Here is a 13389-nt window from a genome sequence, read left to right as displayed (position 1 = left end):
ACTTACAGTTCCCAGGAGCCGATATCGGCATCGTCGCCGCTACCGCCAGGCTGGCCGTCGGCGCCCAGCGAAATGATGTCGACTTCGCCTTTCACGCCCGGCGACAGGAACTGGTACGGGTTGCCCCATGGATCCTTCGGCATCTTTTCCAGGTAACCGCCCGCTTTCCAGCCATTCGCGGCCGGTCCCGTGGTCGGTTTTTCGATCAGCGCCTGCAAGCCCTGTTCGGTGGTCGGGTAGCGCTGGTTATCCAGGCGATACAGTTTCAAAGCTTGCATCACGGTGGCGATATCGACCTTCGCCGCCGCCACTTTCGACTCACCCGTGCGGGCGATCAGCTTGGGCACCACCAGCGACGCGAGGATACCCATGATCACCACCACGACCATGATTTCGATCAAAGTGAAGCCGCGCGCACGGCGCTGGCGTATCGAACGGTTTGCTGCGTTTTGCATAAGAAAGAGAGAAGAAGGTGAGTAATGAGTGCAGAGTATAAAGCGGAAATATGACAAAGCCTGTCATATAGGGAAAAATTTCTGCGGGGGCTGTCAGGCCGGCAAGACCACTTCGCCGCAAACGGCGCAGCCGGGGTCGCGCGCGACGCGCATGCTGCTCCATTCCATGTGCAAACCGTCGAGCAGCAGCAGGCGTCCGGCCAAGGACTCTCCCGCGCCCATGATCAGTTTCAGCGCTTCGGCCGCCTGCATGGCGCCCACCACGCCCACCAGCGGCGCGAACACGCCCATGGTCGAGCATGCCTCATCCGTGAACTGCTGCTCCTGCGGAAACAGGCAGGAATAACATGGCTGCGTGCCCGTGCGCGGGTCGAACACGCTCACTTGTCCGTCGAAACGGATCACGGCACCCGACACCAGCGGCACCCTGGCCGCCACGCAGGCGCGGTTGACGGCGTGGCGCGTGGCGAAGTTGTCGGTGCAGTCGAGCACCACCGTGCTGGATAAGACCAGTTCTGCCAGTCGCGCACCGTCGAGGCGTTCCTGCAAGGCGATGATATCGATCTCGGGATTGATGCCGGTCAAGGTTTCGCGCGCCGACAGCACTTTCGGCTGGCCCACGCGCGCCGTCGTGTGGGCGATCTGGCGCTGCAGATTGGTCAGGTCGACCGTGTCGTCATCGACGAGGGTCAGCTTGCCGACACCGCTGGCCGCCAGGTACATGGCGGCCGGCGAGCCGAGCCCGCCCGCGCCGATCACCAGCACATGCGCATCGAGCAAGGCTTGCTGGCCTTCGATGCCGATCTCGTCTAACAGGATGTGGCGCGAGTAGCGCAGCAGCTGATGGTCGTTCATGGCGGCGACTACGGTTTCCGTACAGGAGTCTTCTTGTCATCGGCCTTGATGTCGGAAGCAATTTCCGGCTTGGCACCGATCTTCTCCGCCTTCGGGTCCACCTTGGCCAGCTGCACCGGCAAGCCCTGGAAATGGTTCAAGGCTTGCTGCAGCTGGAAATCATCCTTGGCGCCGTATTCCAGCGGTTTGCGCTTTTTCGCCGTGGCGATCAGGCGCTGCTCTTCTTCCAGCTGATCCTGCATGCCTTCCATCGTCGGCTTGGCCGCTTCCGGCTTGCCATCGTTGCTGCTCAAGTGTTTTTCCAGGTCCGCCTCGCGGATGCGCAGGCTGTTCCAGCCATCGCCTTCGGCCGTTTCATCGACCAGCAAGTCGGGCACGATGCCGCGCGCCTGGATGGCCCGGCCTTTCGGCGTGTAATAGCGGGCCGTCGTCAGCTTGACGGCCGTGTCGGCCGTGATCTGGCGCAAGGTTTGCACGGAACCCTTGCCGAACGTTTGCGTGCCGATGACGGTGGCGCGCTGGTAATCCTGCAAGGCGCCGGCGACGATTTCCGACGCGGACGCGGAACCGGCATTGACCAGCACCACCAGCGGCACGGTTTTCAGTGCGGCCGGCAGCTTGGCCAGCGGGTCGGCCTTGGCGCCCGGCGGCGCATAGAATTCGCGGCGGCCATAGAACACCTGTTTCGACTCGGGCAACTGGCCCTTGGTGGACACGATCACGGAGTTGCCCGGAAGGAATGCTGTTGCCACGCCAATAGCGCCCGGCACGACGCCACCGGGATCGTTGCGCAAGTCCAGCACCAGGCCCTTGAGCTTGGGGTCTTGCGCATACAGCGCGTTGATCTTTTTGACCATGTCATCAACGGTCGGTTCCTGGAACTGGGCGATGCGCAGCCAGGCATAGCCGGGCGCGACCATCTTGGCCTTCACGCTTTGCACGCGGATTTCCTCGCGCACGATAGGAAACACCAGCGGCTTGCTCTCGCCCTTGCGCGACATCGTCAGCACCAGTTTGCTGCCAGGCTGGCCGCGCATCTTCTTGATGACTTCTTCCAGCTGCAAGCCTTTCAGCGGGATATTGTCGAGGCGGGTGATCAGATCGCCCGCCTGGATGCCGGCCTTGGCGGCAGGGCTGTCCTCGATGGGCGAAACGACTTTCACGTAGCCGTCTTCCATGCTCACTTCGATGCCGATGCCGACAAACTTGCCCTGCACGCTTTCGCGCATTTCCTTGAAGGCATTTTTATCGAGGTAGACAGAATGCGGGTCCAGGGACGACACCATGCCGGAAATGGCTTCCGTCAAGAGTTTCTTGTCTTCCACCTTCTCGACGTAATCGGTCTTGATCAGGCCGAAGACGTCGGACAGCTGGCGCAGCTCGTCGAGCGGCAGCGGGGCATTCGTGATTTTCTGCGCCACGGCCGGGAACTGCAGCGACATGCCGATGCCGGCCAGTACGCCCAGACCGATCAGGCCGATACTTTTGACTTTGATACCCATGTATTCTTCGCAATCTACAAATTCGCTGCCGCAGCAATGGTGGGAACTTAAAACTTCACCCAGGTGGCTGGATCGAAGGCGCGGCCCTGATGACGCAGTTCAAAGTATAGCCCCGATTCCTCGTTGCCGCCGCTGTTGCCCGCGCTGGCAATGGCGTCGCCGCCCTTGACGGCGTCGCCCACGCGTTTCAGCAAGGACTGGTTATTGCCATAAATACTCATGTACTGGCCGCCATGGTCGACGATGATCAAATTGCCGAAACCGCGCAGCCAGTCGGAAAACACGACACGGCCGCCGGCGATGGCGTGGATCTCGCTGCCTTCGCCCGTGCGGATGAACACGCCCTTCCAGCTGGGACCGTCACCGCGCTTGCTGCCGAAGCGGGCCGCGATCTTGCCCGCCACGGGGGCGCGCAGCTGCCCTTTCAGGCTGGCAAAGGCGCCGGCTGGCGCGGCCGGTCCCAGGCTTGGGCGTTCCGGCTCCGGTTCCGGCTTCGGCTCGGGCTTAGTCGCCACCTTGGCCACCTGCGGCGGCTCGTCGTCGTCGATCGGTTCGAGTTTCACGGGCGGCGGTGGCGGCGTCTGCGGCTTGATCTTGCCCGATTTGTTTTGTTGCTCTTTCGCAATGCGCTCGCGTTCAGCCTGCGCCTGGGCGGCCTTGGCGCGCGCGGCCAGCAGGCGTTCGCGTTTTTCCGCCGCGATCTTGGCATCGGCGGCCGCCTTGGCGGCGGCGCGCTGCTCGGCCAGCAATTGCTGGCGTTTCTTTTCCGCTGCTGCGGCGGCGGCCTGCTCTTCGATCAATTTTGCCAGCTTGTCGACCAGGTTGCCCATGCGCTGTTCGTCGCGCTCGACATTGCCCACTTCCTTGCGCTGCGCCACCAGGCGCTGCGACAAGCTCGTCAGCAAGGCGGCGCGGCGCGCCTTCTCCTGCACCAGCAGGGCTTTCTGGTCGCGCTCTTCCTGCGCGATTTCTTCCAGCTCGTCCTTGGCGTTCTGCACGTCCGCCTGGTTTTTCTCCACGGCAAGCAAGTTGGCGCGCAAGGCTTCCAGCAGGCGCGCCTGCGCCTGCGACACGTACGCCATCAGTTGCAAGTCGCGGTTGATGCGGTTGGGGTTGTCGCCCGACAAGAGCAGCTTGATGCGGTCTTCGTTGCCGGCGACATATTGTTCACGCAGCAACTTCGACAGCTGCGTCTTCTGTTTCTCGACGGTGGCCGTCAATTGCTGGTGCTCTTGCCCCAGCGCATTGAGTTTCACACCCGTCTCGCTTTGCTCCTGCGCCAGGTCGCGCAAGGCGCGGTTGGCGTTGGAAATGGCCTCTTCCGACTCGGCCAGGGTATCGGCCGCGTCATCCTTGGCGCTTTCCGTGCGGCTGATGTCGCGCTTGAGCGCCGTCAGTTTTTGTTGCAATCCAGCACGTTGTGCTTCCGCGGCCGCCTTCTGCTTGCTGCGTTCGGTGGGCTTGGCGCCCTGCGCGGCACCGCTGGAAAGCAGCAGCGCCAGGCACAGCATGGCACCGGCGCGCCACGCCGGCAGGGGTCGTTCAGCAGAGGGGGCGATGGCTGTGCCGCGGAAGAAAGACGACAAAATTACTTGGCCTTCCCTTGGTTCGCCACGGCCGCTTGCGCTGCCGCAATCGCTGCCGGGTCGCCCAGGTAGTAATGACGGATCGGTTTCAGGTCGGCGTCCAGTTCATACACGAGCGGCTGGCCGTTCGGGATGTTCAGGCCGACGATGTCGCTGTCGCTGATGCCATCGAGCATCTTGATCAGCGCGCGCAAGCTGTTGCCGTGGGCCGAAATGATGATTTTCTTGCCGGAGCGGATGGCCGGGGCGATTTCGTCATCCCAGGCCGGCATCACGCGCGCCACGGTGTCTTTCAGGCATTCGGTCAGCGGAATCGACGCTTTCGGCAAGCCGGCGTAGCGCGGATCGTTGAACGAGGCGCGGTCGTCGTTCGCTTCCAGCGGAGGCGGCGGGGTGTCGTAGCTGCGGCGCCATACCAATACTTGCTCGTCGCCATACTTGGCAGCCGTCTCGCCCTTGTCCAGGCCTTGCAAGGCGCCGTAGTGGCGCTCGTTCAAGCGCCAGTCGTTCTTGATCGGCAAATACATCATGTCCATCTCGTCGAGCGCCAGCCACAGGGTGCGGATGGCGCGCTTCAGGACGGAAGTGTAGGCCACGTCGAACGTAAAACCTTCCTGCTTGAGGATCTGGCCGGCGGCCTTGGCTTCGTTGACGCCCTTTTCCGTCAGATCGACGTCGGTCCAGCCGGTGAAGCGGTTATCGAGGTTCCAGGTGGACTCGCCGTGACGCATGAAAACGATTTTGTACATAGTTCTATCTTCTCAAGGGGTTCAAATCAAAAAAGCAAAACGTAAAAAGACCTCGTCCAGCTTCTATTTTATAATGCGCGGATTGACTTAAACCATTGGACCCTACGTGAAATTCATTATCGACCACATTTTTCTGTTTGCCATCGTCATTATTTCCGGCGGCGCCCTCCTCTGGCCACTGCTGTCGATGCGCGGCAAGCGCGCGACCGTGCTGGAAGTCACGCAACTGATCAACCGCGGCAAAACCATCATCGTCGACGTGCGCAGCGCGGAAGAATTTGCCACGGGCCACTTGCCTGACGCAAAAAATATTCCGCTGCCGGAACTGGCAAAACGCGTGGGCGAGCTGGAAAAATTCAAAACGCGCCCCATTGTAGTGGTTTGCCAGAAAGGTTCGCGTTCGGCAACCGCCGTCGGCCTGCTGGGCAAAGCCGGTTTCGCTGAGGCAACGAGCCTGGAAGGCGGCCTCGACGAATGGAAAAAGCAGGGTTTGCCATTGAAAACCTTGTCGCTGGCGAAATAAGCCAGCCTTAACTGAAGGAATCATCATGACCGTACCTGTTATTGTTTACAGCACCGCCGTGTGCCCGTATTGCGTGCGCGCCGAGCGCCTGTTGGAAGCCAAGGGCGTGACCGTGCAAAAGATCCGCGTCGACCTCGACCCGGAAGAGCGCATCAAGATGATGGAACGCACGGGCCGCCGCACGGTACCGCAAATCTATGTGGGCGATACCCACGTGGGCGGATTCGACGATTTGTATGCGCTCGATCAAGCCGGCAAGCTGGACCCCTTGTTAAATGGCACGGCAGCCTGATATAAAGCGGGTTCGAGAAATTGCTTGGTTTTTTGTCGTATTGTTTTGATACAATTGCCCTCGCACCTGATCTGGCCGCGCCTACCCGGCGCGGTTTGAATACCGCAAGCACCATATTTGAACGGTGTGCCGTTCTTGTCCTTTACAACGAAAGCGTTCCATGTCTGACGAAAATCTGCAACCAGTCTTCCAAATCCAACGCGTCTACCTGAAAGACATGTCGCTGGAACAACCAAATTCCCCAGCTATTTTCCTGGAACAAGAAGCACCAGCGATCGAAGTAGCTCTGGACGTGGGCGCTGCGCCTCTGGCCGACGGCATCTTCGAAGCCACCGTGACCATCACCGTGACCGCCAAAGTCGGCGAAAAAGTCGCTTTCCTGGTTGAAGGCAAGCAAGCCGGTATCTTCGAAGCACGCAACATTCCTGCTGATCAACTCGATCCGCTGCTGGGAATCGGCTGCCCGAACATCATCTACCCTTACCTGCGCGCCAACATCGCCGACGTGATCACCCGTGCCGGCTTCCCGCCAGTGCACCTGGCCGAGATCAACTTCGAAGTGTTCTACCAACAACGTCTGCAAGCTATTGCTGACGCCGCTGCCGCAGCTCCAGCAGCCAGCGAAACGCACTAAGCTCTTGCAAGACCCCGCCGGCCGTCAAGGCTGGCCTGACACGGCGGCCTGGCCGCCGTGTTTCGTTAAGGTTCAAAAATATCATGTTGAAAAGTGCGCTCTTGAGCAAGTTCCGCTGGATGGCCGGCGCCGTACTGCTGCTGGCGACCGCCGCCAGCCACGCCGTCGATTTCAAAACGGTGGGCGCGGCTCCCGTGATCCTGTACGACGCGCCATCCTCCAAGGGCGGCAAGCTGTACGTGGCGCCACGCGGCATGCCGCTGGAAGTCGTGCTCAGCTACGGCGAATGGGTCAAGGTACGCGACGCCAGCGGCGAAATGGCCTGGACGGAAGCCAAGGGCCTGTCGGCCAAGCGCAACGTCGTGGCACGCGCCGCGAACCTCAAGGTTCGCGCCAGCCCCGACGACACCGCCTCCGCCATCATCCTCGTCGACAAGGGCGTGCTGCTGGAAATGAGCGAGCAACCGACCTCCGGCTGGGTCAAGGTGCGCCACAAGGATGGCCAGAGCGGCTACGTCAAGACCAGCGAAGTGTGGGGCATGTAAGCACCACACCCGTTCCCCCTGCCCCATTGAGGTTGCATGCAAGTTTCTCCTGAAGTCACTCCCGATATCATTCCCACCGCCCGCAAGATCACCATCCTGGGCGCTGGCGCCTGGGGCACGGCCGTGGCGATGGCCCTGGCCGGCCGCCACGACGTGCTGCTGTGGGGCCGCAATGGCGAAGCCATGGCCGCCATGGCCGCCAGCGGTGAAAACAGCTATTTGCCAGGCTTCCCTTTGCCGCCGCAACTGCGCATCGGTGCCGATTTCGACGCCGCCGTCGCGCATGCCGACGGTGAACACGGCCTCTTGATCGCCGCCTGCCCCGTGGCAGGCTTGCGGCCCATGCTGCATCAATTGAAAGACAAGGCCATCGGCAACCTGGTGTGGCTGTGCAAAGGGTTTGAAGGCGGCACGGGCTTGCTGCCGCACCAGATCGTGCAGGAAGTGTTGGGCGACAATATCCCGGGCGGCGCCCTGTCCGGCCCTTCGTTCGCGCAGGAAGTGGCGCGCGGCTTGCCGTGCGCGCTGACCATCGCCTCGCACAGCGCCGCCTTGCGCGGCGCCGTCGTCTCGGCCTTGCATGGCGGCACCATCCGCGTGTATGCGAGCGAAGACCTGGTGGGCGTGGAAGTGGGCGGCGCCGTCAAGAACGTGCTGGCGATCGCCACCGGCGTGGCCGACGGCCTGGGCCTGGGCTTGAATGCGCGCGCCGCGCTGATCACGCGCGGCCTGGCGGAAATCACGCGCCTGGGCACGGCCCTGGGCGGCCAGACGGAAACGTTCATGGGCTTGACGGGCATGGGCGACTTGATTTTGACGTGCACGGGCGACCTGTCGCGCAACCGCCGCGTCGGCCTGGGCCTGGCGCAAGGCAAGGCGCTGGCCACCATCGTGGCCGAACTCGGTCATGTGGCAGAAGGCGTGCCCTGCGCCAAGGCCGTGCGCGAACTGGCGCGCCGCATGGGCGTCGACATGCCGATCACCAACGCGGTGGCCGGCGTGCTGTTCGACGGCGATCTGCCGCACGTGATGGTGCAGCAACTGCTGTCGCGCGATCCGCGCGCCGAGGCGGCTTGACAGGACTAGCGTCCCGCCTTGTGCATGAGTATGGTCAGCAACAATAAACTGTCTTCGCGCGCTTCCAGGGCGTGCGCCTGGCCGCCGAGCAGGTACAGCATCTGCCCCGGCCCCAGCAGCTGCACGCCGCCATGCGCCGTCACCGCCACCTGCCTCTGCAGGCACAGCAGGGTGATTTCACCGAGCACATGATGCTCGGGCATGGTCTTGCCCTTGGGCATGCACATGCGGATCAATTCCAGTTCGTCCGTCTTGGCCAGCGCAATGGCGGAAAACTGCGACAGGTCGTCGCCGTCCCTGCGCAGCACCTCGATCACCTGTCCTGAACTTGCGTGCTCCAGTGCCATCATGTGCTCCTTCCGCAATTACTCGGTGACTTCCTCCGGCTCTTTCGCGCCGCGCATCCACTCGACCAGCGGCCATGCATCCTTCAAGCCTTCCGCCAGGGTCGGCAGCAGTTTCTCGGGCTCGTTGACGGGCAGCGGCACTTCGGTCCAGACAAAAAAGCTTTTCAGCTTGATGAATTCGATATGTTCGGCATCCGCCTCGAAACCCTTGGGCGGGCGCTGCAATTTGCCCTCGTTCTGGATGGTGCCGAAGCGGGCCTTCAAGCGCTTATTCTTCAGCACTTTGGAGAAACCTGGCGCGTCGTTGACCATGTGTTCGCGCAGCGCCTTCAGGCGGCCCGGTGGCGGCATGTATTCGCCGGCGCCGAACAGCAGGTTGCCCTGGCCATCGATCTGCAGATAATACGTGGGGCCGCCCGCCTTGCTGGGACGGCGCATGTCGTTCGGCGCGATGGCGGCCGAAAAACGCGTCTTGTACGGGCTCTTGTCGTGCGCGAAACGCACGTCGCGGTTGATGCGGAACATCGCCTTCTTCGGATTGCAGTACTTCACGGCCGGGTCAAACTTGCCCAGCTCACCGATCAGGCTGGTGACCAGGGCGAGGAATTCCTCGCGCAGGATGTCGTAGCGGGGCTTGTTCATGACAAACCAGGGACGGTTGTTGTTGTCGCTCAGTTCACGTAAAAATTGGGTCAAATCACGCACATGCATGTGTCAAATTCCGATCAGCAACTATTTGGAAAGCTCTTTCGGGATGGGGCGCTTGCCCACCATCACGTCGAGCGCCGCTTCGCGATTCTTGCGCAGCACCGTCATTTTAGCTTTTCCGCCGGGCGGCAGTTGGGCGATCAGGTTCAGCATTTCCGTCGTGTCGCCCACGGGCTTGCCGTCCACCGTCAGCAGGATGTCGCCGGGCACGATGCCCGCCTTGTCGGCCGGCCCGTTGCGCACCACGCCGGCGATGATGGCGCCGCTGGTGCGCTGCAAGTTGAAGCTTTGCGCCAGCTCGGGGGTGATGTCCTGCGTTTCCACGCCGATCCAGCCACGCACCACGTGGCCATCCTTGATGATGGCTTCCATCACCGTTTTGGCCGTCGAGACGGGAATGGCGAAGCCGATGCCGACGGAACCGCCGCTTTGCGAGTAGATCGCCGTATTGATGCCGATCAGATTGCCGCGCGTATCGACCAGGGCGCCGCCCGAATTGCCGAAGTTGATGGCAGCATCCGTCTGGATGAAGTTTTCAAAGCTGTTGATGTGCAGGTTGTTGCGGCCCAGGGCCGAGATGATGCCCATGGTCACCGTCTGGCCCACGCCGAACGGGTTGCCGATGGCCAGCACCACGTCGCCCACGCGCGCCAGTTCCGACTGGCCCAGCACGATGACGGGCAGCTTGTCGAGGTCGATCTTGATGACAGCCAGGTCCGTTTCCGGGTCCAGGCCCACGACCTTGGCGGGCGCCTTGCGGCCATCGGTGAGCACGACTTCGATTTCGTCGGCGCCTTCGACCACGTGGTTATTCGTCAGAACATAGCCTTCATGGCTGACGATGACGCCCGAGCCGAGGCTGTTTTTCAAGTCCTCGCCATCCTCGCCGTCCGGGTCGCGGTCGCCGAAGAAACGTTTGAAGAAGGGATCGCGCGCCAGCGGATGGGCGCCGCGCTTGGGTACTTGCAGGGTGAGGATATTGACGACGGCGGGCATGGCGCGCGCCGCCGCGTCGCGGTAGGAACCGGGCGCCAGGCTGCTGGACGCCGTTTCCACCACGGGCACCGGTTTCGCAGGAGAGCCCAGCTGCTGTACCCGGCTGGCCGGGCGCAGCGCGCCGTACACAAAGTACAGCGCCAACGCGATCGTCACGGTTTGCGCAAACAATAACCAGAATCGTCGCATACAGTTCTCTGCCCAGGTCAGCCGGCCCGTGCCGGAACGACTTATTTTGCCAGATTGTTGCTGTTGCGTGCGTTCTGCTGCAGGGAGTCGCGGATTTCACGCAGCAGCACGATGTCTTCCGGCGTGGCCGGTGCCGGCGCCGGCGCGACCGGTTCGCTGCGGCGGGCCTTGTTCATCAGGCGCACCATCTGGAAGATGATGAAAGCCAGAATGACAAAATTGAGCAAAATGGTCAGGAAGTTACCGTAGGCCAGTACGGCGCCCGCCTTTTTCGCTTCCACCAGGGTCATCGTTGTCGCCTGGCCATTCAGGGGCAGATAGTAATTGGCGAAATCGAGGCCGCCGAAAATGCGGCCGATGGGCGGCATGATCACGTCTTGCACCAGGGAATCGACAATCTTGCCGAAGGCGCCGCCGATAATGACACCGACCGCCAGATCGACGACATTGCCTTTCATTGCAAATTCTTTAAATTCCTTCATCATTGCCATGAATTTCTCCTTCGGATAGATATAAAAACATGCCGATCATACTATTGATTCCTGGGGACACCAACTTGTGGTTGCCAGCAGGACCAATTCCGGCACAGCCGTGCGCATCTAGTTCGAAAGAACTAGCCACCTCCTGCAAAAGTATATAAATTATGGTACAAGCAACGTTTTTGTTTTATTCGTTGTTTGCTTCACTTATAATTTGCGGTTGCCAGAAGTGGCTTTTTCACTTCCGGATAATCAACAAGAAACTGGCACGGGCTGCGCCATTGGCCGAAGTTCCGCAGGGATGTTGCCACTTTACCGTACAAAGATGCGGGTTGCGGCAAACAGTGGGAAAGAGCTTCGGCGACGGGTTTTTCGCGGCTGCCACTCATAATAAAGATTCGCATTTTGACTGATTGGGGTTTGCATGAGTAACGAAAAGCAGGTCGATTCAGGCCGTCGCGGCTTGCTCGTCGCCACGTGCGCGGCGGGCAGTGTAGTTGGATTGGCAACCGCGGGAGCCTTGGTAAGCACCTTCCAGCCGTCGGAGCGCGCGAAAGCGGCTGGCGCGCCGGTCGAAGTAGACATCACCACCTTGCAACCCGGCGAAATGCGCACCGTCGAATGGCGCGGCAAGCCGGTCTGGATCCTCAAGCGCACGCCGGAAATGATCGCGTCGCTCAAGCAAACCGATGGCAAGGTCGCCGATGCCAATTCACAACGCAATCCCGCCGAATTCACGCCGCCGTACTGCATGAACGAGGCGCGCTCGATCAAGCCTGAAATTCTCGTCGCCGTCGGCATCTGCACCCACCTGGGCTGCTCCCCTTCCTCGAAATTTACCCCCGGCCCGCAACCGTCGCTGCCCGATGACTGGGAAGGCGGCTTCCTGTGCCCTTGCCACGGCTCCACCTTCGACATGGCAGGCCGCGTGTTCAAGAACAAGCCGGCGCCGGACAACCTGCAAGTGCCGCGCCATATGTACCTGAGCGACACTAAATTGCTGATAGGTAAAGACGAGAAAGGCGAGGCTTGATCATGGCTGCTTTCAAAGAAACGAAGTTCCCGGCAGACGCTCCCGTCGCCGAAAAAGCGCTGGGCTGGGTCGATGACCGCTTTCCCCTGACCAAGCTGTGGAACGATCAATGGGGCAAATACTACGCCCCGAAAAACTTCAACTTCTGGTACATCTTCGGTTCGCTGGCCATGCTGGTGCTGGTGCTGCAGATCGTCACCGGCATCTTCCTGACCATGCACTACAAACCGGATGCGGCCCTGGCCTTCAATTCCGTCGAGTACATCATGCGCGAAGTACCGTGGGGCTGGCTGGTGCGCTACATGCACTCGACGGGCGCCTCCGCCTTCTTCATCATCGTCTACCTGCACATGACGCGCGGCCTGCTGTACGGCTCGTACCGCAAGCCACGTGAACTGATCTGGCTGTTCGGTTTCGCCATCTTCCTGTGCCTGATGGCCGAAGCGTTCTTCGGTTACCTGTTGCCATGGGGCCAGATGTCATACTGGGGCGCACAAGTGATCGTCAACCTGTTCGGCGCCATCCCGCTGATCGGCCCTGACCTGTCGCTGTGGATCCGCGGCGATTACGTCGTTTCCGACGCCACCCTGAACCGCTTCTTCGCCTTCCACGTGATCGCCATCCCGCTGGTACTGCTGGGCTTGGTCGCAGCGCACTTGATCGCCCTGCATGAAGTGGGCTCCAGCAACCCGGACGGCATCGAAGTGAAGGAAAACCTGGGCGCCGACGGCCACCCCCTCGATTCGATCCCTTCGCATCCTTACTACACCGTGCATGACCTGTTCGGCGTATCGATCTTCCTCGTCATTTTCAGCGCCGTCGTCTTCTTCGCGCCGGAAATGGGCGGCTACTTCCTGGAATACAACAACTTCCTGCCGGGCGACTCGCTGAAGACCCCGCTGCACATCGCGCCAACCTGGTACTTCACGCCGTTCTACTCGGTGCTGCGCGCCACCACGGCCGACTTCATGTACGTCCTGATGGGTGTCGTGGCTGCCTACGTGGTGTTCATCTGGCTCAAGTCGCGCCTGTCGACGACCGTCAAATCCATCATCGCCGGCATCGCCATCGTCGCCATCATCGGCATGCTGCCGCAGGTGCTCGATGCGAAATTCTGGGGTGTGGTGTTCTTCGGCGGTTCCGTCGTGATCCTGGCCTTCCTGCCATGGTTAGACCATTCGCCCGTGAAATCGATCCGCTACCGTCCGACCTGGCACAAATACATCTATGCCATCTTCGGCCTGTCGTTCCTGATCCTCGGCTACCTCGGGACCCAGGCGCCAACGGATGCGAAGACCATCGTGTCGCAAGTGTGCACCCTGATTTACTTCAGCTTCTTCCTGTTGATGCCATGGTGGAGTGCAATGGGCCAGTTCAAGACCGTGCCGTCGCGTGTGACGTTTCACCCGCACTAAGCCG

Annotated in this window: 16 protein-coding genes; 7 read left to right on the top strand and 9 right to left on the bottom strand. The window is 61.2% G+C overall.

Annotation, left to right across the window (positions count from 1 at the left end):
* Positions 1–2 precede the first annotated feature (2 nt).
* The 5 genes from gspG to gpmA form a co-directional block, all read right to left on the bottom strand.
* Entirely contained in the window at positions 3–455 is a 453-nt protein-coding gene (gene gspG / locus U0004_RS02545; RefSeq protein ID WP_034783572.1) for a type II secretion system major pseudopilin GspG, read from the bottom strand.
* Between the two features lie 93 nt (positions 456–548).
* Positions 549–1310, bottom strand: coding sequence for a HesA/MoeB/ThiF family protein (locus tag U0004_RS02540; protein ID WP_070258547.1), 762 nt, complete (start codon positions 1308–1310; stop codon positions 549–551).
* Positions 1311–1318: 8 nt separating this feature from the next.
* The gene (locus tag U0004_RS02535; protein WP_070258545.1) at positions 1319–2812 is read right to left on the bottom strand and encodes a S41 family peptidase; all 1494 of its coding nucleotides are present in this window, start codon (positions 2810–2812) and stop codon (positions 1319–1321) included.
* 47 nt (positions 2813–2859) lie between these two features.
* Positions 2860–4323: a murein hydrolase activator EnvC family protein gene (locus U0004_RS02530; RefSeq protein ID WP_070258543.1), complete on the bottom strand. Its 1464-nt coding sequence runs from the start codon at positions 4321–4323 to the stop codon at positions 2860–2862.
* A gap of 77 nt (positions 4324–4400) precedes the next feature.
* The gene (gene gpmA / locus U0004_RS02525; RefSeq protein ID WP_070258541.1) at positions 4401–5147 is read right to left on the bottom strand and encodes a 2,3-diphosphoglycerate-dependent phosphoglycerate mutase; all 747 of its coding nucleotides are present in this window, start codon (positions 5145–5147) and stop codon (positions 4401–4403) included.
* Between the two features lie 106 nt (positions 5148–5253).
* Between gpmA and U0004_RS02520 the strand changes: the two genes are divergently transcribed.
* From U0004_RS02520 to U0004_RS02500, 5 genes are all read left to right on the top strand, one after another.
* Entirely contained in the window at positions 5254–5670 is a 417-nt protein-coding gene (locus tag U0004_RS02520) for a rhodanese-like domain-containing protein (protein WP_034783578.1), read from the top strand.
* 25 nt (positions 5671–5695) lie between these two features.
* Positions 5696–5962 (top strand): glutaredoxin 3, encoded by a 267-nt coding sequence (grxC, locus tag U0004_RS02515; RefSeq protein ID WP_034783579.1) that lies wholly within the window; start codon positions 5696–5698, stop codon positions 5960–5962.
* 160 nt (positions 5963–6122) lie between these two features.
* A complete protein-coding gene (secB, locus tag U0004_RS02510) occupies positions 6123–6596 on the top strand; it encodes a protein-export chaperone SecB (protein WP_034783580.1) in 474 nt (157 codons plus the stop codon).
* Positions 6597–6679: 83 nt separating this feature from the next.
* Positions 6680–7141, top strand: coding sequence for an SH3 domain-containing protein (locus U0004_RS02505; RefSeq protein ID WP_070258539.1), 462 nt, complete (start codon positions 6680–6682; stop codon positions 7139–7141).
* A gap of 36 nt (positions 7142–7177) precedes the next feature.
* Positions 7178–8218 (top strand): NAD(P)H-dependent glycerol-3-phosphate dehydrogenase, encoded by a 1041-nt coding sequence (locus U0004_RS02500; RefSeq protein ID WP_070258537.1) that lies wholly within the window; start codon positions 7178–7180, stop codon positions 8216–8218.
* A 5-nt stretch (positions 8219–8223) separates the two neighbouring features.
* Here the strand turns inward: U0004_RS02500 and U0004_RS02495 are convergent, their stop codons facing one another.
* The 4 genes from U0004_RS02495 to mscL are packed head-to-tail and all read right to left on the bottom strand — an operon-like array spanning position 8224 to position 10949.
* On the bottom strand, positions 8224–8568 hold the full coding sequence (locus U0004_RS02495) for a cupin domain-containing protein (RefSeq protein ID WP_231958479.1): 345 nt from the start codon (positions 8566–8568) through the stop codon (positions 8224–8226).
* A gap of 15 nt (positions 8569–8583) precedes the next feature.
* The gene (locus tag U0004_RS02490; protein WP_070258534.1) at positions 8584–9276 is read right to left on the bottom strand and encodes a DUF2461 domain-containing protein; all 693 of its coding nucleotides are present in this window, start codon (positions 9274–9276) and stop codon (positions 8584–8586) included.
* Between the two features lie 21 nt (positions 9277–9297).
* The gene (locus U0004_RS02485; protein ID WP_070258533.1) at positions 9298–10458 is read right to left on the bottom strand and encodes a Do family serine endopeptidase; all 1161 of its coding nucleotides are present in this window, start codon (positions 10456–10458) and stop codon (positions 9298–9300) included.
* 41 nt (positions 10459–10499) lie between these two features.
* Positions 10500–10949: a large conductance mechanosensitive channel protein MscL gene (gene mscL, locus U0004_RS02480; protein ID WP_070258531.1), complete on the bottom strand. Its 450-nt coding sequence runs from the start codon at positions 10947–10949 to the stop codon at positions 10500–10502.
* Between the two features lie 412 nt (positions 10950–11361).
* Here mscL and petA point away from each other — a divergent pair, with 412 nt between their 5' ends.
* Together petA and U0004_RS02470 are read left to right on the top strand one after the other, a co-directional pair.
* Positions 11362–11970, top strand: a complete 609-nt coding sequence (gene petA, locus U0004_RS02475) for a ubiquinol-cytochrome c reductase iron-sulfur subunit (RefSeq protein ID WP_070258529.1) — start codon at positions 11362–11364, stop codon at positions 11968–11970.
* A 2-nt stretch (positions 11971–11972) separates the two neighbouring features.
* Positions 11973–13385, top strand: coding sequence for a cytochrome b (locus U0004_RS02470; RefSeq protein WP_070258642.1), 1413 nt, complete (start codon positions 11973–11975; stop codon positions 13383–13385).
* The last annotated feature ends 4 nt before the right edge of the window (positions 13386–13389 follow it).

This window comes from Janthinobacterium lividum (assembly GCF_034424625.1).
In the GTDB taxonomy this organism is placed as follows: domain Bacteria; phylum Pseudomonadota; class Gammaproteobacteria; order Burkholderiales; family Burkholderiaceae_D; genus Janthinobacterium; species Janthinobacterium lividum.
This window is presented reverse-complemented; position numbering and strand designations above follow the sequence as displayed.

Bases quoted from the DNA above. Each gene is read 5' to 3' on its own strand.
- U0004_RS02535 (WP_070258545.1), bottom strand. From the start codon at position 2,812: ATGGGTATCAAAGTCAAAAGTATCGGCCTGATCGGTCTGGGCGTACTG.
- U0004_RS02505 (WP_070258539.1), top strand. From the start codon at position 6,680: ATGTTGAAAAGTGCGCTCTTGAGCAAGTTCCGCTGGATGGCCGGCGCC.
- U0004_RS02490 (WP_070258534.1), bottom strand. From the start codon at position 9,276: ATGCATGTGCGTGATTTGACCCAATTTTTACGTGAACTGAGCGACAAC.
- U0004_RS02530 (WP_070258543.1), bottom strand. From the start codon at position 4,323: ATGCTGTGCCTGGCGCTGCTGCTTTCCAGCGGTGCCGCGCAGGGCGCC.
- gpmA (WP_070258541.1), bottom strand. From the start codon at position 5,147: ATGTACAAAATCGTTTTCATGCGTCACGGCGAGTCCACCTGGAACCTC.
- U0004_RS02500 (WP_070258537.1), top strand. From the start codon at position 7,178: ATGCAAGTTTCTCCTGAAGTCACTCCCGATATCATTCCCACCGCCCGC.
- U0004_RS02485 (WP_070258533.1), bottom strand. From the start codon at position 10,458: ATGCGACGATTCTGGTTATTGTTTGCGCAAACCGTGACGATCGCGTTG.
- mscL (WP_070258531.1), bottom strand. From the start codon at position 10,949: ATGGCAATGATGAAGGAATTTAAAGAATTTGCAATGAAAGGCAATGTC.
- gspG (WP_034783572.1), bottom strand. From the start codon at position 455: ATGCAAAACGCAGCAAACCGTTCGATACGCCAGCGCCGTGCGCGCGGC.
- U0004_RS02470 (WP_070258642.1), top strand. From the start codon at position 11,973: ATGGCTGCTTTCAAAGAAACGAAGTTCCCGGCAGACGCTCCCGTCGCC.
- secB (WP_034783580.1), top strand. From the start codon at position 6,123: ATGTCTGACGAAAATCTGCAACCAGTCTTCCAAATCCAACGCGTCTAC.
- U0004_RS02540 (WP_070258547.1), bottom strand. From the start codon at position 1,310: ATGAACGACCATCAGCTGCTGCGCTACTCGCGCCACATCCTGTTAGAC.
- U0004_RS02495 (WP_231958479.1), bottom strand. From the start codon at position 8,568: ATGATGGCACTGGAGCACGCAAGTTCAGGACAGGTGATCGAGGTGCTG.
- petA (WP_070258529.1), top strand. From the start codon at position 11,362: ATGAGTAACGAAAAGCAGGTCGATTCAGGCCGTCGCGGCTTGCTCGTC.
- grxC (WP_034783579.1), top strand. From the start codon at position 5,696: ATGACCGTACCTGTTATTGTTTACAGCACCGCCGTGTGCCCGTATTGC.